The following is an 18336-nucleotide window of genomic DNA, read 5'->3' as shown; positions in this document are numbered from 1 at the left end:
TTGCCGCGAACGCCTGCGCCAAAACGCCGAAAGCATTGCACAGTTCGCTTGCGGCTTCCGGGGAACCCCACCGTCTACTATCATTCTCGCTGCTCCAAAGTTCATCTAGCGAATGTCAATCAAATTCCTTTTGAAGTTCTCCGACCTGCAGTGGAACGTATTCGCGCCCCTGCGCTTCAGAAGAGCGTCCTCGGGGTTGCCATCAGAATCTCATCGCGTGCCTCGCCTACGAGTCTTGGACGATAGTCAATCGCTGCGGGCGATCCGCTAGGCCAGATAGAGTCGAACCACGTGAGCACCCGCTCCCGTTCGAAGCGGACGGCCACAGCCTCGGCATACACACCGTCGACGACGGCGCCATATAATGAGGCAAAGGGGGCAGGGTACGTCGCGATGCGGGTAATGATCCCGCAGGGCTCCCCCGGGAAATGGCCAATGCCAGCGGCGCCGTTGTTCGCGAGCAGACGAGCGCGAGAGCCGGTCCTCAACTTCCGCATTGCGGGTCTGCCGGTATGCGTACTCGTAAGGATATCGACATTGCATACGGAGAGCATCTCTCTGAGTGACGCCCTCTGGCCGGGGGCATCGAGGCTTTCTCGAGCGAAAGCCCAGCCGCTAATCGAGGTTGTGTCGCCATGTACGATCCCGACTCGCGCCGCCCCAACCGCAACAACTAGCGTTTGCGGCAAAGCTCCGCAGCGCGCTCTCACCCCTGGGAGCGACTCAGCGGCACATTGCAGCGTAGCCATGATCGCGTCGGATCGTTTGATGACCCCAGGATCGGTATCGGACGGATAGGAACATCCGCACCCGGCGCTGCCTGCTCCTCTCGCCAGCTCCGCCTCGACATTGCCCTTGATCGCCGGATAGCGCGCGAGTCGCCTATCGAGCGCCCCGACATCATCCGTCCGCGCGTTGAGCCAGTGAGCGTCCCCATTGACGACGATTTCGACTGGCTCCGTCTCGGCCGTCGCGAACATCTCGATCGCATCGAGTGCGAATCGATTCCCGTAGAGACCGCCAACCACGTAGAGAACGTGGGTTTGTGACGCAGGAGGACCGTTCAAGGCATCGGCAGGAATTCGATAGTTCAACGGGCATGCGCTCACCTCCAAGACCTCACTCTCAACCATGCTTGACCCTTACGATATTGCGTTTGCTCATGCTGCAGGCCGATGCGCTGACATAGGTCTGTCGTGTAGCTCCGATACTGATACAAACTGAACAGTGGATTTCCGCACATGCCGCGCTTGTTCATTCAGGCTGATGGAGCACGGTAGATGTTTCTGAACCAAAAGCGCGCGATGAGGCTGCACTCTACTCTTGCCCACCTGCGGGCGACTCACCCAACGGATCAGCAGCTGGTTGATGGCGTGATCAGAGCGTTCAGCTGCGATCTTCTGAAGCAGCGCGCGACGCAATTGTCTCAATCCGCGAGCACTGCTAACCCGCTTGCAGCAGCGCTCGCCGATATTGTCACGCGCTGTCATGTCATCAATTATATCGTGGTGTTGAATGATCGGCGGGTGATCGCGCTCGAGAACAGGATTGCTAACGCCATTACAGCATCGGATCTTGCTCCGAGCGCGCTTGAGATTGCAAATGCTGTAGCCCAAGCGCTGGAGTGCTATCTCGATGCCCGGATCGCAGGCATGGTCGACGGACCAGCGTGAAACTCTGGCGCTAACGACCGACCGATTGATCCTCATGAATGGTCCTCCCGTGAAGTCGAATATACCACGATTTGAAGCTTGGAACTACGTGCGCGTTCCTCTTCGCAGGAGAACCTCCATAACCACAAATGCTGGCGAGACAACGATGGTGAAAATGACAGTCAACGCAGCGGCAACGCGGATGTCGAAGTCCATGAAGGCGCCGAGCAGCGCGACGCTCAAAGGGCGGTAGTCCGCCGACGAGAGAAAGAGTCCAGCATTGACTTCCGCGATCGAGACGACGAACACAGTCGTAGCTCCAACGATGGCGGCTCGCGCGATATTCGGGAGGATCACCAGGAAGAACGACTGCAACTGGGATGCACCGAGCGTCCGCGCTGCCGTCTCCAGCACTCGAAAATCCATCGCCGTAAGAGCGGCGCCGATCGGCCAGACGGCAAATGGAAACGCGAGCACGACGTGCGCGAGAACAAAGATCGAGAAAGTGCCAGACAGGGCTGGGTAGAGGACAATAAGGCCGATCGCCAACGCCATCGGCGGCAGGATGATGGGAAGCATCAAGATCTGCTTGACCATAAGCATGGTCGCTCCGGAGTATCGGGCGAGCGCATATGCTGTCGGCACCGCCAGCACGGCGACGATCGCCGTGACCAAGGTCGCGAGTTTCAAGCTGAATGCGATCGCGGTCCCGCCGAACTTCAGCGCCTCCCGGTAGGCCTCCGTTGACGCACCCATGAGACCACGGCTGTCCCAAACCTCGGTGAATGAGCCCACAGCCAGCATCACCAACGGCGCAATCAACAGCATCGGCGGCACCCAAACCAGGATCGGCGCGACGCCCCGCCACGCAGCAACAGCGCCCTCACGCAGGAGGCGCCCGACAACGCCCTGCTCCGACCGGGCAATCGTAACAGCGTCAGGCCGGGCAATCAGAATAGCAGCGTCAGCTGGCATGACGAAGCGCTCCCCGAACACCCTGGACGTGACCGTTGATGCGGATGTGGACCGTCTCCCCCTCCCTCACGGCGTGGGTCTTGCCCACGTCGAACATCACCTCAGCCCCTCGGCTATCGCGACCAGTGATGCGGCGACGATTTCCCAGAAAGCGAGCGCTCGTCACCGTCACGACAAGGTCGGCTTCCGCCGCGCTCGACACGACCGTCACGTCCTCGGGACGAAACAGTTCCATATCTTCGATTGAGGCAGACTCGGGCACAAGGAAGTTCGCCTCGCCGAAGAAGCGCGCGACCATCGCGCTCGTCGGCCTATGGTACATATCTTCGGGCGGTCCGCTCTGTGCAATCTGGCCATCGAGAAGAAGCACAATCTCGTCGGCGAGGATGAAAGCATCGTCGCGATCGTGCGTGACGAGAACGGTCGGGACCTTTAGAGGCGCCAGGAGTGCGCGCAGTTCCTCTCGGATGCGACGGCGAAGCTCGACGTCGAGTGCCGACAGCGGCTCGTCGAGTAGTAGCACGTTGGGCTCGATCACGAGCGCGCGTGCAAGCGCAACACGCTGGCGCTGGCCACCCGACAACGTGGAAATGCTGCGATCCGCGAGGTGATCAAGCTCGACCATCTCAAGCGCTTCCATGACGCGCTCGTGTCGTTCCTTGGGTGGGACACTGCGCACGCGAAGCCCGAACTCGACGTTACCGAAAACATTGAGATGCGGAAACAATGCATGGTTCTGGAATACGAGGCCGACCTGACGCTTCTCTGTCGGAACCCTCGTGACGTCCATTCCAGAAAAGTGAACCTTGCCCGAGGTCGGCTCCGCAAGGCCTGCGATGATGTTGAGCAGCGTGGACTTCCCAGAGCCCGATGGACCGACTAGCGCCGTGATTCGCCCCGAATGAAAGCTCGCGGTAATACCCTTGAGCACCTTCGTGCCACCAAAGCTCTTGTGAACATCCAGGAGATCGACTTGCATGGTAGAGTTCCTATCTAGCTTGCGAAGAGAAAAGCTCAAGATCCGGATAGTTTCGGCGCAGCACCATCAAGACAAGGATCACCAGCAGGCACAGCGCAATCGCCATTGCAGATGCAATGCCAAAATTGGCAAACCCAGTGAACTCCTTGAAAATGATAACAGGATAGATCGCGATTTCTTTGGCAACCAGCAGCGCTATTCCGAATGAACCGACTGACATCAGGAAGGTGAGTACGAAGGCCGCCGATAGTGCCGGCCGGAGTGTTGGGAGGATCACCATGACAGCGATCTGGAGCCTATCGGCGCCAAGTGTCCTGGCCGCGCGAATAAGGTTGGGATCCATGTTCTCGATCGCTTGCGCGATTACAAGGGCGGAACGCGGGATCTGGAATCCGAGATAGCCCAAAGCCAGCCCGCTGATCGTGTAAGCAAAACCCCGGGAATATTCGCTCGAAAATAGGATGCCCTCAGCGACAGGAATCAGCCCCGCATTGCCGAAGAGGACGAGTATGAGCATGCCATAGACAATGCTGCCGAATGCATAGTTCATCTGGCAGAAGATCCGTAAGGCGGTCGAGCCCACGCCGCCCGTCCCGATCCGCCATGCCGCCGGCAAAGCGATCCCCACAGCGATCAATGAGGTTATCGCGCAAAAGGCGAGCGTGGCCGCAAGCGAACTCACGTAATAACTGCCCGCCAACACGATTCGGTAATTCGCCAGTGTCCAGCCGGCGCTCTCATCCCTAAGACTCACTAACAAAAGTTGTCCAAGGGGTGCGATGAGCATAGCCATAGTGACAAGCACTAGCATCGCTACCGCGAAGTGCCTGGTGATAGCTCTGCTGCCCATCGCACCCATCTCTGGTTCCTGTCAGCTCGTTCGGCCTACTTCGCGAGCTCAGCGGACTTGAGCGTGCTCGAAAGGTCGCCACCGCGGCTCACGATATCGGTGAACGCGCGCTTCAGCTTTGTCACCACGTCAGCCTGGTGTTGCAAATCGAGAGCAACGACCTTCTCTACCTTAGGCATGACGTTGGCCACATCCGGAGGAACCGCCCCAGCGATGGCGGGTCGGAAATACGCCCGGGCGATAATCTCCTGCGCCTCGCTCGACAGTAGCCAATCAAAGAACGCCTTGGTCTCCTCAGGCATCGGCGCGCCCTTCGCCATCGACATGCCGACGTTGACGGACACCACGCCCTCCGAGGGGATAACGACGTCGACTGGCGCACCCTTCAACTTGTCGATGAGGATGTTCCCTTCGGCGTCGATCGTGATGGGGCATTCACCAGTTGCGAGCCGCGGCGCCACGATCTCGGTACGGAACTGCTGGCCATTCTTCTGGTAATCGCGCAGCCACGTCATGCCGGGAGTAAAATCATCCTTGCTTCCGCCGAGGATGAAGTTGATGCCATACATGAAAACCGATGCTGTGCCGGACCATGTCGGATCCATCGAACAGACGAGGCCCTTGTACTCTGGCTTCAGAAGGTCAGCCCAGCCCATCGGCGCCTTCAGATTGCGCTTGGCCAGAACATCTTTATTGACGCCGATCACGATATAAGCCGAGCCTACCGCCCACCAGTAACCTGCGGGCTCCTTAAGCGCCGCCGGAATCGCGTCGAAGCCCTTCGGCTTGTAGGGAACGGTCAAACCGGCCCGCTGCGCTTCGACCGCGATATCGAGAGCCCAATAGGCACCATTGGTCTGCGGGTTTCCGGCCTCCGCCTTCATCGCAGCAAGGGCAGTGCTCGAGCCGTTCTTTAGGTCGCGCGTGAGCTTGACGAGACCCTTCTTATCGTAGCCATCGGCCAGACCTCCCCAGTCCATGTACTTGCTAGGTAGATCGTAGATAGTCAGTAACTTCTGGGCAAGCGCCGGTGTGGCCGCGTAGGCCACAGCCAGAATAGCCAGCGTGCAACTACCCAAGAAACGTGTCATGGTTCACCTTTGCTGTGAGAGTCGAAAAGAACGGCGTAGATCGGCGTCAACTACGTTGAAACCGCAAATCGTGATAAACAATCTGTCCCTTAGCGATTGTTGCCTGAACAATCGGAAAGCCCATTTCCATCCTGACCACGGCGAGGTCAGCGCGCTTGTTGGGTTCGATGCGCCCGCGGTCGACGAGCCCGAGGGCATCGGCGGCGTTGGCCGCCAGCAACGCTGCGAGCTCCGGCCAGCTCACAAGTCGTTGCCTCAGCAGAAGGCCGCCAGCAGTCAAGAGAGAGGGGAGGTGATAGTCGGAGCAGAGGGAATCGAGCGCCAGCGCTTCGAGCGCGTCGACCGCATTGAGGTTTCCGCTCGAGGACCCGCCGCGCACGACGTTGGGCGCGGCCATGCTGACCTTCAGCCCGAGCGACTTTGCCTTCTGCGCCGCATCGAGGCGGACTGGCATCTCGGCCAGCCTACAGCCGTGCGCCGCCATGATCTCGACCTTCTCCGGAGTGTGGTCGTCGTGCGAGGCGATTAGCAGCCCAAGCAGCCGGGCCCGTTCACATACCCGAGCAACATGATCCCACTTGAGATGCTGGCGCGCTCCTTTCTCGGCGAGAATTCGGTCGAACTCCTCCTCGTCCGCCGCTGTGAGCTGGCGGTTAAGCGCCTTGTAGGCTTCAGAGGTCGCAAACTGCCCTTCACCCGGCGTGTGATCCATCAACGAGACGGCTTTGACACGCGGATGTTCGAGCGCAGTAAGGGTGTAGGTCGGATCTCCGGTGATCTCGTAGCGCAGATCGACCCAATGATCGACCAGTAGATGCTCGGCCTCGGCTAGCCGAGCTATCGAGTCCATGATCTCGCTCGACAATCGCTTGGACCGACCTTTGCTCTCCTCTTCGAAATATGCAATGGCATGAAACTTGGTCGTAATGCCCCAACCTGCGGCATTCTTGTCCGATTGAATAAGCCCGAGGTCAACCGGCATCCGACGCGCCGAGGCCTTCGGACCAAGCGCGCCGATCTCGAACTCGATGTCATCACCGTGAAGGTCAATGATGCCCGGGATCACATGCCCGCGACCAGCATCGATCACCTGGGTGGCTGACCCAGAGAACCGTTCGCCAATTGCGGCGATTTTGCCGTCTGCCACACTGATGTCGCCTTCGATAACGCGATCAGGCAGCACGATGATTGCGTTCTTGACAAGAATGTCCATACCAAAGTCTCACAGTTTACCGGAACATGCATTTGATCACGTAGCTTGCAACACCTCTGAAAACGTCCCAAACGCCTTCATTCGAGCGTCATCGATGACCATAACGCGATCGGCGAGTTGCTCGGCAGCGGCCATTTGATGCAAGATTGTGACGAGCGTACCTCCACCTGTCCGAGAGCGATGCCGCTGAAGCATGCCAACGACTTGTTGCATCATCCGCGGGTCAAGCGCGCTCACTGGCTCGTCCATCAGAAGCAGGCTCGGATTCCTCACCAGCGCGCAAGCGAGGTTGAGACGTTGGCGTTCGCCGGGGCTGAATGTCGAAGGAAAAAGCGGAAACAGCTTTCGCTTGATCTCAAGCTCGTCGAGTAGTTCCTCGGCACGCGCCCGTGCTTCTGCTTCCTCGAGCCCTGCTTCGATCCCGGTGGCGGTGACCACGTCGATCGCAGGCACGCGTGGCACGACGTGGATATGCTGGGGCAGATAGCCGACGCTGCGACGACGCAGCGCGATGAGATCAACGTCCGAGAGACTTGCAAGCTCAACACGGGAGCTCTCGGGCGACGGCTGTATCACAATCGCTCCGCTGCTCGCGCGGTACGCGCCAGCGAGCAACTTGAGTAGCGTCGACTTGCCAGCCCCCGTCTTTCCCATGATAACAAGCGAGGCGCCATGCTCGAGCGCGAATGAGGTCTCATGAAGCGCATTCAGCCGCGTCCCGCCGACCAGATGCAGCGTAAACGTCTTAGAAAGTCCGCTCACCTCGATGCAGTTCGACATAGGCGCCTCACGTGGTCGACGAGTGGATGAGAAGTTGGCTGTACGGCGCCTGCGGATCCTCGATGAGCTGCTCCACAGTCCCTCGCTCGATGACCCGCCCCGCTTTGAGCACGAGGGCGCGCGTCGCAAGCAGCCGCAGGACGTTCCAATCATGCGTAACAAGGAGCGCGGCGAAGCCGTGCTCGCGCTGCGCCTTGCGAATGAGGTCGAGCGTTCGCGCTTGGACCGAAACATCAAGCCCAGTGGTCGGCTCGTCGAACAGAATCACGGACGGGCGATGTACCAAGGCCTTAGCAATCTGAACTCGCTGCTTCATTCCGGCGCTGAGCCTACCCGTCCGGACGTCCATCAGACCCTGTAACTCCATGTAATCGAGCAGATACTGCGCGCGCGCGCGCATGTCGCCGATGCAACGCTCACCCGACGCCAGCAGCCGCTCGACCACATTGCCGCCCGAAGATATGCCCATGAGCAGGCCGCGGCTGGCATCCTGGTAGACAGTAGAAATGTGGACGTTGCTGAGATGCCGCTTCTCCTGGTCGGATGCCGAGTAAATCGAATGGAGCCCCCCGCGCCAGTTTGCCAGATGGGCCGCCCCGTAGTCGGGCACTGCCGCGAGGCTGAGGAGGTCCACCAACGTGGTCTTGCCGGCGCCGCTTTCGCCGACGATTCCGACTATCTCACCAGGAAAGAGATCGAGATCGAGACCACGCAACGCCCATACCGTCCCGCAATTCGGACACGCGTTGGCGTCAATCTCGCCCCACCTCGATTCGTCAACGCACTGTTCACATCCAGGGCCGAAGCGCTTGGTCAGCTTCCGGATACTCAGAAGGGGTTTCATGCGTTCGCTTCCTGCACGAGCGCCGCCCGCTGCTTTTCACACCAATTGCTGTCGGAACAAACCCAGGCTGGACTGCCGTCGTCGCGCCAGAACTGCGTCAGAAAGCTGTGCGAGGAGCCACAGAGATGGCACGCAGCCCCCTCGAACCGCTCTACCCGGAAGGGATGATCGGTGAAGCCGAGGGGCTCGACACGCGAATGCGGTGGAATGGCGTAGATGCGCTTTTCGCGACCGGCTCCAAAGAGCACGATGCCAGAACAGTCGTGGAGCTTCGGAAGATCCCAGCGCGGCACGTGAGTCGGATCGAGCACGTAGCGCCCGTTGATTAGAACGGGATAACGACCGCCGATCATGATCTCGTGATTGTCAACAATACTCTCGTAGAGGCGTAGCCAGAGCTTCGAGTAGTCAGCCTCGGCGTGCATGCGGCGCGCGACGGCCTCGTTGGTCTCGAAGAAGCGCAGCGCATCGGGAAACGCGGATTGCAGAACGAGGATCTGGCCCAACCGGAGCCCTTCCTCGGGAATGCGGTGGCGCGACTGGATGAGCGTTGCCTCCGCGGGGTCATTTGTCGTTGCGTTACTGGTGACATCGACAATGAAACGCCGGAGGTTGACAGCATTGACTGTCTGGTCATCGCCTTCGTCGAACACTTTGACGACGTCGTCGGCGCCGATCAGCGACAACGTGATCTGCAGGCCGCCGCTGCCGAAGCCCCGCGCAATCGGCACCTCCTCCGAAACGTAGGGCACCTGATAGCCGGGAATACACACGGCCTTCAGTACGGCCTTGCGCACGCACGCCTTCATGAACTCGTCGAGATAGGCGTACGGCAAACTCGTTGCGGGCGTCATCACGAGCCGACCTCCTTCGAGACAACACTCCCCATCAAGCGCACCTTGGCTGAGGTCACTGTGTCGGCCCCAGATGCCGGAAGGTTCCCTGATTCTGCTGCGGCCTGCGCCTCGGCCGCAGCATTGACACGATCGAGTATGGACGTGAACAGCATATAGTGCGGTAACTTCAGGTGATCGACGAAGCCCGAGCTCTCGACGCCATCGATGTGATAGAGGACAAACTCCTGGTCGTCGGCGGGGCCTTTCGCCTGGGGCTGCGAGAGATTTGCATCGAGCACCGACATGGCGATAGCCTTGGTCTCGTTCTGCCCAAACGATGCACCATAGCCGAGCTCAAATTGCGGACCGCACTTGGTATTGTGGGAGCTGATCATACCAACGCCGGTTGCTATCGACTCGCATTCGGTGAGCAATATCTCGCCAATCGAGACCTCTTCGCCGAGTTCAGGATGGATCACGCGAACCGGAACAAAGCCGACCCGCAACTCGGCGATGGTCGGATGAACGTGCCCATAGCCTCGGAGAGAGCTGTAGGCGAGCGCGGTTAGCGCGCCCGTCTCGCCGCGTGCGAGCGCCTGCAATCGGGCGCTGCGCGCCGGGCGCGGAAAGCGCATCGGCCGCATCGTGATGTCGTGGATCGGCGCATTTTCGCTTGAGTCCGGCAACGGCGCGACGAGGCCGCATCGCCGAAGAACATCGGCAACTTTTGGCATGGCGGCCGGAAGCTGTTGCAGATCCGGATCGGCTGCCAGCTCCACACCGCCTGCCTGCTGGTTGGATCCCGACTGCAGCGCTTCCTTCAAGAGCCGCACGGTATAATCGCGGGTGGGTCCGAGAAATTGGCCACCTGGTACCTCCTTGAACGCAGCAGATATCCGCCGGATCGCCCGCATCTCGGCGGTATCGGCTGGCAGCGTAGTACCCCAGCGCGGCAGGCAGGCGCGGAAAGCGCGCAGCAAGAACGCAGCCTCCATAAGATCCCCTTCAGCCTGCTGGATCGCAATTGCGGCGAGCCGCGGTGCATAGATCCCCGCCTCGGACATGACCTTGTAGACGGCGAAGCGAAGCCCACCTTCGATCGCCTCAGGTTGCGGGGCGGAAAGATCGTCTCGCTCGGGGTGAACAAGTCCCTTCCGGAACGCATCGATAAGGCCCTCGGCCTCGCGCATAGCGCGTTCACCACCTCTGACCACCGAATAACCCATATTACATCTCCACGATTGAAACCGTTGCGCCGCGCGGAAGGCCAACGATTGTACCGTTCTCGGCCAAAAGAACGGTATCGAAGCCCAAAGGAAACTCGGCACACGTTTCAGCGCGCGCTGTGAGCGCGCGTGGTGTGAGACCAGAGCAGGTGAAGGTCGAAGCCTCCGCGAGCCCGCCCGTCGAGACCTTAACGGTGAACATCGTATCCGGCTCAGTAGGTCCACCGACTTTGTGCTCGCCTAATTGAGGAACAAGCACGATTAGCGTTGCGCCCTCGTCCGGGAACATCGGAGTTCCACGATTGACGTTGGGTATCACGTCGCAAAGCTCCGAAGAGGTAGCGATGACGAGCGCGCTCTCCTCGATACTGCCGGCACTCCGGTCTGCTGCTTGACGCAGTATTGAGGCGTGCGCGAGCGCCGCCTCCGTCATATGCACAGCATCTGCCGCACTTGAGCATGCCCACAACACATTGAGGGGGGCTGGATTCGCCAATCGTCTCAGCTGCCCAGGAAAAGCAAACGCCTCGAGGACACAACGGAAGGCGGCCTGAACAGCCATCGGATCGTAGCTCGTGACCTCGCTAATCATGATCTTACCGGTCACGCGTGTAATCGGATGCCGAGTAGGCCTCGACGATCCCACCCTCAAACCGCACCCGGGTGCGAGCGACGGCCGCCCCCTGCTGTTCTCTCAGCTCGGAAACCACCTTCATCTCACCCACTAGGCGATCGCCTATCCGCTGGGATCTGTTGCCGTCAGCCCCACATAACGCCAGCACTGCTGCGGCGGCCACGGCATCCTGCGGATCCTCCCCGACCCGCAAGGCATAGCCGCGGATCCCTTCGACCTCGACAACAGCCTCAACAGCTGCGACTTCGCCGAGGTAGAATGTGGATCCCATTACCCCTTCGCGCAACGCCTGCATCAGGCGCACGCGGCGAGCTGGCTTAATGTGGACGATGCGATCAACCGCGACGCGCTCTTCGGCTAGAATGGCTGTGAGCGCAGACGGCCGCGCAGCCATGCACATCTCGAAGGTGCGTTTCATTCCGTTACGTTCCATTACGTTCCCCGACTCCCGACGGTCGCTTCAACTTGTCTAGACCTGTAACGGGATCAGATGTCAGGCATGTGACCGAGCTGGCCACGGTTTCTTTGGACACGATATTGTCCAACGAAACCGACGAGGAATGAAGCTCACGAAAGATTGCTCGGGGCGGCTGCCGGTTCTCGACGCCACCGCTGTGGCCCGTTATGCCGGCAACAAGCCTGAACTGGCGGCGTGGACCAATTCGCTTCTGGCGCGGCGTACTTGAGCGGCGATTACTTTTACGGTCCATCAAACGAGGAATATCCACCGCTTATGACGTGACATTTCGCAATCGCTTATAACGGTCTGGTTGCAGGTTCGAGTCCTGCCGGGCCCACCATGAAATTAATCGCTTATGGGGTAGCGACAAGGCACAGCATCGTCCCGAGGGATTGCAACGGTGCCATCGTGCTCGCGGCCTTCAAGGGAGGAGCGCTCGCGCGCCGGCCTGGCGGCCGCTCTTGACCGCCGCTCTGCGCGACGGCGGTGCGAGTCTTGGCCGGGACGGAGGAATGGTCCGCGTTGCGACCGAACAAAGGAATATCGGAAGGTTTGCAGGCTTGCAGCAAGATCAGTCCTCCCTGCTGGTCCAAAGAGGCACGGCCTTTCCGATGATCGCGCTTATCGGCAGCACCCCGAAATATCGCCAATCGAGCGAGTCCGCCGACTGCCAATTCATGAGGAAGACTTCGCCGTCGGCGATGACGCGGCAGCCCTGCCAGATGGGCATCGGATAGCCGCGACTGTCGTGGTCGCGTGCCGCACCCATCTCGATCTGGTCCACCGTGACGGTGAGATGGTCACGGCAAACCGTCTGGCCAGGAAGCGCCAGCACGCGCCTCAGCGGGAGAACGTGCTGGGGCAGATAGCCGCCATCGGCGAGAAAGGTTGCGAGCGGTTGAGGTGCCTTGATCGCGACCAGTTCGGTGACGAACAGTCGGCTTCAGCCGATAGAGACCGATGGGCACGCTGTCCGATCGCGGTAGGGACGCTCATTGCTGAGCGCCCCCCGCACAGAACCGTACGTGCGGCTTTCCCGCATACGGCTCCCACCTCGGGTGAATGACGGCAAACTTGCCGTATGCGCTCCAGCGCCTGTGACACGCTTGTCCGGCTCGGCGTCCGGGACGTGCTTTGCTGGCCCGCATTCCCTTTGGTCCCTGCCCTTGGCTCCACCGGCTCCGCAGCGGATCGCTCCGCCTCGTTCGTCGGTTTCACAGCTACTATGACGGGGTCTGACTTCTCACACTCGTTCATCATCGGCTACGGCTCCTCGCCTTCCCGATGCGGACCTTGGGGCATAAAGCCATCGGTCGAACGTGAGACCTCCCAGGTTCCGACGCGTTCCTTTCGTGCGTGATGACGCCTTCGATCACGGCAGAGCGTCAGCCCCTCGCATAGCGGGACCGCACATGTTGCCTTCGACGTTGCTTACCGTCTCGGCCTCTGCGATTTTATGGCTTTCGCGGCTCAATCGCTCACCCCACACGATCGCTGTGTACGCTTCGCAGCCGCCGTCACCGGCGACCACGCAACACTCGCTACCGGGCGCCCGCTACGGCTTACCCGCACCGGTCTTCCACCGGCTGGACCGCGCCAGCTTTCCTGGCGCACAAGCATTCCATATGAAGAATGCGGTCGGTTTCGTGCCGATCGAGGACAGCAAAGTCATCGCTGCCGCCAGCGTTGCGAAAAGCATCACTGCGCGGCCGGTCACGGCGCGATCCTCCGCCGCTTCAGCCACACCTGATGACGCGACCGCGTGTAAGCGCGCGGAGCTTCATTGACGGACAGGCGGTTGTGGACGTGGTGCCAGTAGTCGGGCGCGGCGTCGGCCGGGTCGATGCCAAGCCCCTCAACGGCGTCCACAATCTGCAGCACGCGTTCGACCTTCGGCCAGCCGGACGACCGCAACAGGATATCGCCGCCGGGCTGCACATAGGGCACAGTCGCGCGGGGCTCCCCGGGACCGACGGCGCGCAGAATGTCGATACGCGAGATGAGGGTGCCGAAGTCGTTCGAGGTCCAGCGCACGAAGGCGAAAATGCAGCCCGGCGCAAACGACAGGATGCGCCGCCGCTGGTCCAGAATCTGCTCCCGGGCATGGCGACCGAAGCGAATCCAGTTCTCGATGCGCTTCTCCAGCCACAAGAGCTCGACATGGGTGAGATCACTCATGCCGTTCCTCCTTCCGCCGAGAAGGTTGTGAGCCTCGTCCGAGGACGGTCCCGGTGCCGGGATCCGAGGTCGAGGTCTTGGCGCCGCGGTCCGCCCAGGCTTTCAGGTCCTCGAGCGCGTAGACGACGCGTCCGCCGAGCTTCCGGTAAGCGGGACCGGTACCGTAGGTGCGGTGCTTTTCCAGCGCGCGGCCGGACAGGCCGAGGAATCGGGCGGCTTCGGGGTGCGCATGTATGGCGGCGGCAAGCCCGCTTTCGGATCGGACATCCGAAAAACTCCGCAATCTCGTGGAGCGCCCGCGAGGGCTACCATCGCATTTGCTCTCGTCTATCGTGACATTGGTATGTGGACCGACCGCGAACTCGCCTACCTGGAGCCGTAGGAAGCACGGGCCGAGGCTGCCCGAGCAGAGCGTGCGCCGCCGCTGGATGGCCAACTGATCGCTGACATCATCCACTGGCACCACAAGCTCACGGCGTATGCCGGGCCCAATGCCACGATCATAAATGCGGTACAAAAGGCTGACTGGATCGATGCCACTGAGGGGCGCGTGCGCAAAGGACTGTCGCGGGCACAGATCGCGGCCGTCTCCGCCGCGATCCCGCCGCTCGGCTTTGCCGACACGCTTATGCGGCTCGCCGCCGATCTCAACCATGGACGCAAGCTCGGCGGGTTGTTGCGGGTGCTCTCCCAAGTCTACAAGTGGTGACGAACATGCAATTGAATAGCGCGATGGCGGGCAGCGCTGCGATATTTGGAGTCTCCGCGCCGCCCGCCATCGATCATGCCCTATCCTGCGGCGTTTCCTGCAAGATGGTGGGCGCATCTGTCGCCCGTTCCACAGCGAATGCCTCCTTTCCCTTTGCAGCCCAGAGCGCTCTCGCCTGTTCGCCTTGATTGCTTTTGAGCCTGTCTGCCATCCAGAGCAGCGCGCCGAAGATGATGGCGCGATCATCGCCGGTCAGGTCCACGATCCTGGCTTTGACGACAAGGCCGCCCAATTCGATAAGGTGCCGCGTGCGCTTGCGGCGCTCGACCTGCCAGGTGCGCATATCATGCCGCGCCCTTGCTGCCTGTTGACGGTGGCGCGCCGCCCGGTTGCGCCCGAGCGCCGCCAGTGTGGCGCTCAGCTGCCGGTGCAGTTCGCCGCACCCGGCTCTGAAAGAACGCAGCTCCTCGCCTGGCCCACGCCTCCCTCTTTCCAGCATCTTTGGCCTCAGTCAGCACGATCAGCGCGCCTGCCAGCTCATCGACGTTGAGGCTATCTGCCCCGGTGGCGATGACCAGCTCGCCGAGCTGCTGCACCTTGCGGCTCTTGAGGTCGCGCGCCTTGTCCTGAAGCGCTTTCAGTTCCCCGTCGAAATCCCGCGGCTTGCGCATCACGTCCTCCAGCAATGTTGATGAGGGGATGATAGTTGAGCCCTGGGCATAATGCTGTAGGGTCGCCGGGACGGTTTGAGACGGTGTAATCCCGCCCGAGAATTTTTCGAGGGAGGGCGCGCTTATACGTCGTTCCGACGTGCGCTCTGCCGTGCCACTGATCTGATCGCGATGGCGATCTATCATCTTCACGTCAAGGTCATTGGCCGCAAGTCCGGCTCCAGCGCGGTGGCGTCGGCCGCCTACCGCTCGGGCTCGCGGTTGCGCGACGAGCGCCTAGACCGCAGCCATGACTTTTCCAGCAAGCGCGGCGTCGTCCATTCCGAGGTGATGCTGCCGGAGAATGCACCGGAGGCGTGGAGCGACCGCGAACGGCTCTGGAACGATATCGAGGCATTCGAAATCCGCAAGGACGCCCAGCTTGCCCGCGAAGTGGAATTCGCCCTTCCGCGCGAGATGACACAGTCACAGGGCATCGAACTCGCCCGCGACTTCGTACAAGCCGAGTTCGTCGATCAGGGCATGATCGCCGATCTCAACGTACATTGGGACATCGGTGAAGACGGCCTGCCCAAACCCCATGCGCATGTCATGCTGACGATGCGGGCGGTGGCCGAGGACGGCTTTGGCCCGAAGGTGCGGGACTGGAACCGCACGGAGATGGTCGAGCGCTGGCGCGAACGCTGGGCCGAGCTTGCCAACGAGCGGCTAGCCGAACTCGACATCGACGCGCGCATCGACCATCGTAGCCTGGAAGCACAGGGCGTCGCGCTGGAGCCGCAAAGCCAGATCGGCGCGTCCGCGCTTCGCATTGAGGATCGGGGCATCGAGGGCGAGAGGATCGAGGCCGACCGCGCAGAAATGCATCGCGAGATTGCGCGCGGCAATGGCGAGAGGATCATCGCGAATCCCGATCTGGGGCTGGACGCGATCACGCGGCAGCAATCGACCTTCACGCTCCGCGACATGGCAAAGTTTGCGCACCGGCATAGCGATAGGATCGAGCAGTTCAACGAAGTTATGGGCGCGATGCGCAATGCCCCTGATCTAGTCGAACTTGGCAAGGACGTTCGCGGCGAAGATCGCTTCACAACTCGCGCCATGATCGAGGCGGAACAGCGCCTGCACCGCGCCGCCGAACTCATTGCAGGACGCGAGCGCCATGAGATGAACGACACTCACAGGCGGGCGGCGTTCGAGCATGCAGAAGTGCGCGGTCTCGTCCTTTCGGGCGAACAGGTCGACGCTCTGGCGCATGTCACGGACGGGCGCGATCTCGGTGTTGTGATCGGCCATGCCGGAACGGGAAAGAGTGCGATGCTGGGCGTGGCGCGGGAGGCATGGGAAGCGGCGGGCTATGAGGTGCGGGGCGTGGCGCTGTCCGGCATCGCCGCGGAGAATCTCGAAAGCGGATCGGGCATCGCGTCACGCACCATCGCCAGCCTAGAGCATGGCTGGGGACAGGGCCGCGACCAACTCACCGCGCGCGATGTTCTGGTGATCGACGAGGCGGGCATGGTCGGCACGCGGCAGTTGGAGCGCGTGCTATCCCATGCTGCCGAAGCTGGCGCAAAAGTGGTGCTGGTCGGCGACCCCAAGCAGTTGCAGTCCATCGAAGCAGGCGCGGCCTTCCGGTCGATCCATGAGCGTCATGGCGGCGCGGAAATCGGCGAAGTGCGCCGTCAGCGGGAGGACTGGCAGCGCAACGCAACGCGCGATCTGGCGACCGGCAGAACCGGCGAATCGATCCGTGCCTATGAAGCGCATGGCATGGTGCATGAGGCGGCGACAAGGGATGAGGCGCGCAACGATCTGATCGACCGCTGGGACCGCGACCGGCAGTCTGCGCCGGAGCGCAGCCGGATCATCCTCACCCACACCAACGACGAGGTCCGCGCACTGAACGAGGCAGCGCGCGAGCGGATGCGGGCCGCCGGCGATCTGGGCGATGAGTTACGCCTGACGGTCGAGCGCGGCGCGAGAAACTTCGCCAGCGGGGATCGCGTCATGTTCCTGCAAAACGAACGAGGCCTTGGCGTCAAGAACGGCACACTCGGGACCATCGAACAGGTGAGCGCGCAGTCCATGACCGTTCAGACCGACGACGGCCGATCCGTTCGCTTTGACCTCAAGGATTATAACCGTATCGACCATGGCTATGCCGCGACCATTCACAAGGCTCAGGGCATGACGGTAGATCGCACCCATGTGCTGGCGACGCCGGGTATGGATACCCATAGCAGCTATGTGGCCCTGTCACGACACCGCGATGGCATCGACCTGCATTATGGCCGCGACGATTTTGCCAATCCGGACCGGCTCGTCAGCACCCTGTCGCGTGACCGGGCCAAGGACATGGCCTCAGACTACGAGCAGCGTGATCCGGCCCAAGGCTATGCCGAGCAGCGCGGGATCACCTTCCGCGAGCGCGTGGCCGAGATCGTGCGCAAGGTCGTGCCCGAGAAGCTACGCAACATGTTCGACGGCCTGCGCCCGTCCGCGGATCGCGCGCTCGGGCCAGATAGGGAGGAAGCACACCGAGAGTCTCCTGCGGCAACGAGAGAGACTGTCGATAATCGCGAGGCGGCGTTGCGGAACGCCCGAACCGACGCCCTCAAGCGCCATGCTCGCGCCGTGGACGCCATATTCAGCGCCCAGGATGCGGGCGGCAAGGCCAGCCCCGAGCAGGTGAAGGAATTGCAGGAGGCCCGCAAGGTCTTCGAGGAGTTGCGGCCCTATGGCTCGCAAGACGCCGAAGCCGCCTACAAGAAGGATCCGGAACTTGTCCGTGAGGCGGCCGGCGGCCGGGTCAACCGCACCATCCGCGCTCTCCAACTCGAAACCGAAATCCGCACCGATCCGAGCCGCCGGGCCGACCGTTTCGTGGACCGCTGGCAGAAGCTCGACCAGAGCAGCCTACGCCAGTATCAGGCGGGCGACATGGCCGGCTACAAGACCACGCGCTCGGCAATGGGCGCCATGGCCAAGAGCCTCGAACGCGATCCACAACTGGAATCCATACTCGCCAACCGCAAGCGGGATCTCGGCATCGCGTTCGAATCAGGCCGTCGGCTCGGCCAGGAGTTGGCCTTCAGCCACGGCATCGACCTCGGCAGAGGCCGGGGCCTCGGACTTTAACTCCGACTATTTTCGGCCGGCCGCACGCCACCGTACGACGACGCAAAAAAAGCGATTGCGCGCGCATAACTGCTTGCTCTGTCTGGATCAGGAGCAGTCA

At 61.4% G+C, this 18336-nt stretch carries 19 protein-coding genes and 2 pseudogenes; 4 read left to right on the top strand and 17 right to left on the bottom strand.

Going from position 1 to position 18336, the window contains the following annotated elements:
• Window positions 1-176 precede the first annotated feature (176 nt).
• A complete protein-coding gene (locus tag K408_RS43465) occupies window positions 177-1133 on the bottom strand; it encodes a hypothetical protein (RefSeq protein ID WP_024340634.1) in 957 nt (318 codons plus the stop codon).
• 147 nt (window positions 1134-1280) lie between these two features.
• Between K408_RS43465 and K408_RS0120380 the strand changes: the two genes are divergently transcribed.
• The gene (locus K408_RS0120380) at window positions 1281-1673 is read left to right on the top strand and encodes a hypothetical protein (protein ID WP_024340635.1); all 393 of its coding nucleotides are present in this window, start codon (window positions 1281-1283) and stop codon (window positions 1671-1673) included.
• Between the two features lie 84 nt (window positions 1674-1757).
• On the opposite strand, the gene K408_RS0120375 is transcribed toward K408_RS0120380, so the two are convergent.
• Genes K408_RS0120375 through K408_RS0120325 form a run of 11 tightly spaced genes read right to left on the bottom strand, consistent with a single transcriptional unit; the run spans window position 1758 to window position 11498 of the window.
• The gene (locus K408_RS0120375) at window positions 1758-2627 is read right to left on the bottom strand and encodes an ABC transporter permease (RefSeq protein ID WP_155248553.1); all 870 of its coding nucleotides are present in this window, start codon (window positions 2625-2627) and stop codon (window positions 1758-1760) included.
• Window positions 2617-3606 carry an ABC transporter ATP-binding protein gene (locus K408_RS38350; RefSeq protein WP_024340637.1) on the bottom strand — a complete coding sequence of 330 codons (990 nt, stop codon included), beginning with the start codon at window positions 3604-3606 and terminating at the stop codon, window positions 2617-2619. The genes K408_RS0120375 and K408_RS38350 overlap by 11 nt, the downstream gene beginning before the upstream one ends.
• 10 nt (window positions 3607-3616) lie before the next feature.
• A complete protein-coding gene (locus K408_RS0120365; RefSeq protein WP_024340638.1) occupies window positions 3617-4465 on the bottom strand; it encodes an ABC transporter permease in 849 nt (282 codons plus the stop codon).
• Window positions 4466-4491: 26 nt separating this feature from the next.
• Window positions 4492-5547, bottom strand: a complete 1056-nt coding sequence (locus tag K408_RS0120360; protein ID WP_080654898.1) for an extracellular solute-binding protein — start codon at window positions 5545-5547, stop codon at window positions 4492-4494.
• Between the two features lie 46 nt (window positions 5548-5593).
• Entirely contained in the window at window positions 5594-6760 is a 1167-nt protein-coding gene (locus tag K408_RS38345) for an alpha-D-ribose 1-methylphosphonate 5-triphosphate diphosphatase (protein ID WP_024340640.1), read from the bottom strand.
• A 36-nt stretch (window positions 6761-6796) separates the two neighbouring features.
• A complete protein-coding gene (locus K408_RS38340; protein ID WP_024340641.1) occupies window positions 6797-7540 on the bottom strand; it encodes an ATP-binding cassette domain-containing protein in 744 nt (247 codons plus the stop codon).
• Window positions 7541-7547: 7 nt separating this feature from the next.
• The gene (locus tag K408_RS0120345) at window positions 7548-8384 is read right to left on the bottom strand and encodes an ATP-binding cassette domain-containing protein (RefSeq protein ID WP_024340642.1); all 837 of its coding nucleotides are present in this window, start codon (window positions 8382-8384) and stop codon (window positions 7548-7550) included.
• Window positions 8381-9238, bottom strand: coding sequence for an alpha-D-ribose 1-methylphosphonate 5-phosphate C-P-lyase PhnJ (locus K408_RS38335; protein ID WP_029674230.1), 858 nt, complete (start codon window positions 9236-9238; stop codon window positions 8381-8383). Before K408_RS38335 ends, K408_RS0120345 begins: the two co-directional genes overlap by 4 nt.
• Complete coding sequence (locus tag K408_RS38330; RefSeq protein ID WP_024340644.1) at window positions 9238-10446, bottom strand: carbon-phosphorus lyase complex subunit PhnI; 1209 nt, start codon at window positions 10444-10446, stop codon at window positions 9238-9240. Before K408_RS38330 ends, K408_RS38335 begins: the two co-directional genes overlap by 1 nt.
• A 1-nt stretch (window position 10447) precedes the next feature.
• On the bottom strand, window positions 10448-11053 hold the full coding sequence (locus K408_RS0120330) for a phosphonate C-P lyase system protein PhnH (protein WP_024340645.1): 606 nt from the start codon (window positions 11051-11053) through the stop codon (window positions 10448-10450).
• Window positions 11043-11498 carry a phosphonate C-P lyase system protein PhnG gene (locus K408_RS0120325; RefSeq protein WP_024340646.1) on the bottom strand — a complete coding sequence of 152 codons (456 nt, stop codon included), beginning with the start codon at window positions 11496-11498 and terminating at the stop codon, window positions 11043-11045. Before K408_RS0120325 ends, K408_RS0120330 begins: the two co-directional genes overlap by 11 nt.
• Window positions 11499-11640: 142 nt before the next feature.
• On the opposite strand from K408_RS0120325, the gene K408_RS43935 reads away from it, so the two are divergent.
• Window positions 11641-11766 (top strand): hypothetical protein, encoded by a 126-nt coding sequence (locus K408_RS43935; protein ID WP_283805279.1) that lies wholly within the window; start codon window positions 11641-11643, stop codon window positions 11764-11766.
• Between the two features lie 345 nt (window positions 11767-12111).
• Here the strand turns inward: K408_RS43935 and K408_RS38325 are convergent.
• The 3 genes and pseudogenes from K408_RS38325 to K408_RS38320 all read right to left on the bottom strand — a co-directional run.
• Window positions 12112-12517 (bottom strand): annotated as a pseudogene (locus tag K408_RS38325) (S26 family signal peptidase); the annotation flags it as partial.
• A gap of 736 nt (window positions 12518-13253) precedes the next feature.
• Window positions 13254-13718, bottom strand: a complete 465-nt coding sequence (locus K408_RS0120305; protein ID WP_024340648.1) for a DUF2840 domain-containing protein — start codon at window positions 13716-13718, stop codon at window positions 13254-13256.
• Window positions 13711-13985 (bottom strand): annotated as a pseudogene (locus K408_RS38320) (helix-turn-helix transcriptional regulator). Before K408_RS38320 ends, K408_RS0120305 begins: the two are co-directional and overlap by 8 nt.
• 283 nt (window positions 13986-14268) lie before the next feature.
• On the opposite strand from K408_RS38320, the gene K408_RS42790 reads away from it, so the two are divergent.
• The gene (locus K408_RS42790; RefSeq protein ID WP_196232384.1) at window positions 14269-14427 is read left to right on the top strand and encodes a hypothetical protein; all 159 of its coding nucleotides are present in this window, start codon (window positions 14269-14271) and stop codon (window positions 14425-14427) included.
• Window positions 14428-14500: 73 nt separating this feature from the next.
• Here the strand turns inward: K408_RS42790 and K408_RS0120290 are convergent, their stop codons facing one another.
• Both K408_RS0120290 and K408_RS0120285 read right to left on the bottom strand, forming a co-directional pair.
• Window positions 14501-14770: a conjugal transfer protein TraD gene (locus tag K408_RS0120290; RefSeq protein WP_024340649.1), complete on the bottom strand. Its 270-nt coding sequence runs from the start codon at window positions 14768-14770 to the stop codon at window positions 14501-14503.
• A 1-nt stretch (window position 14771) separates the two neighbouring features.
• Window positions 14772-15098 carry a conjugal transfer protein TraD gene (locus tag K408_RS0120285; protein ID WP_024340650.1) on the bottom strand — a complete coding sequence of 109 codons (327 nt, stop codon included), beginning with the start codon at window positions 15096-15098 and terminating at the stop codon, window positions 14772-14774.
• A 171-nt stretch (window positions 15099-15269) separates the two neighbouring features.
• Here K408_RS0120285 and traA point away from each other — a divergent pair, with 171 nt between their 5' ends.
• Window positions 15270-18236 carry a Ti-type conjugative transfer relaxase TraA gene (gene traA / locus K408_RS0120280; RefSeq protein ID WP_024340651.1) on the top strand — a complete coding sequence of 989 codons (2967 nt, stop codon included), beginning with the start codon at window positions 15270-15272 and terminating at the stop codon, window positions 18234-18236.
• The last annotated feature ends 100 nt before the right edge of the window (window positions 18237-18336 follow it).

The organism is Bradyrhizobium sp. in8p8 (genome assembly GCF_000426845.1).
Classification (GTDB): domain Bacteria; phylum Pseudomonadota; class Alphaproteobacteria; order Rhizobiales; family Xanthobacteraceae; genus Bradyrhizobium; species Bradyrhizobium japonicum_C.
Note: the sequence above shows the minus strand (reverse complement) of the source record. Positions and strands in the feature narration are given on the sequence as shown.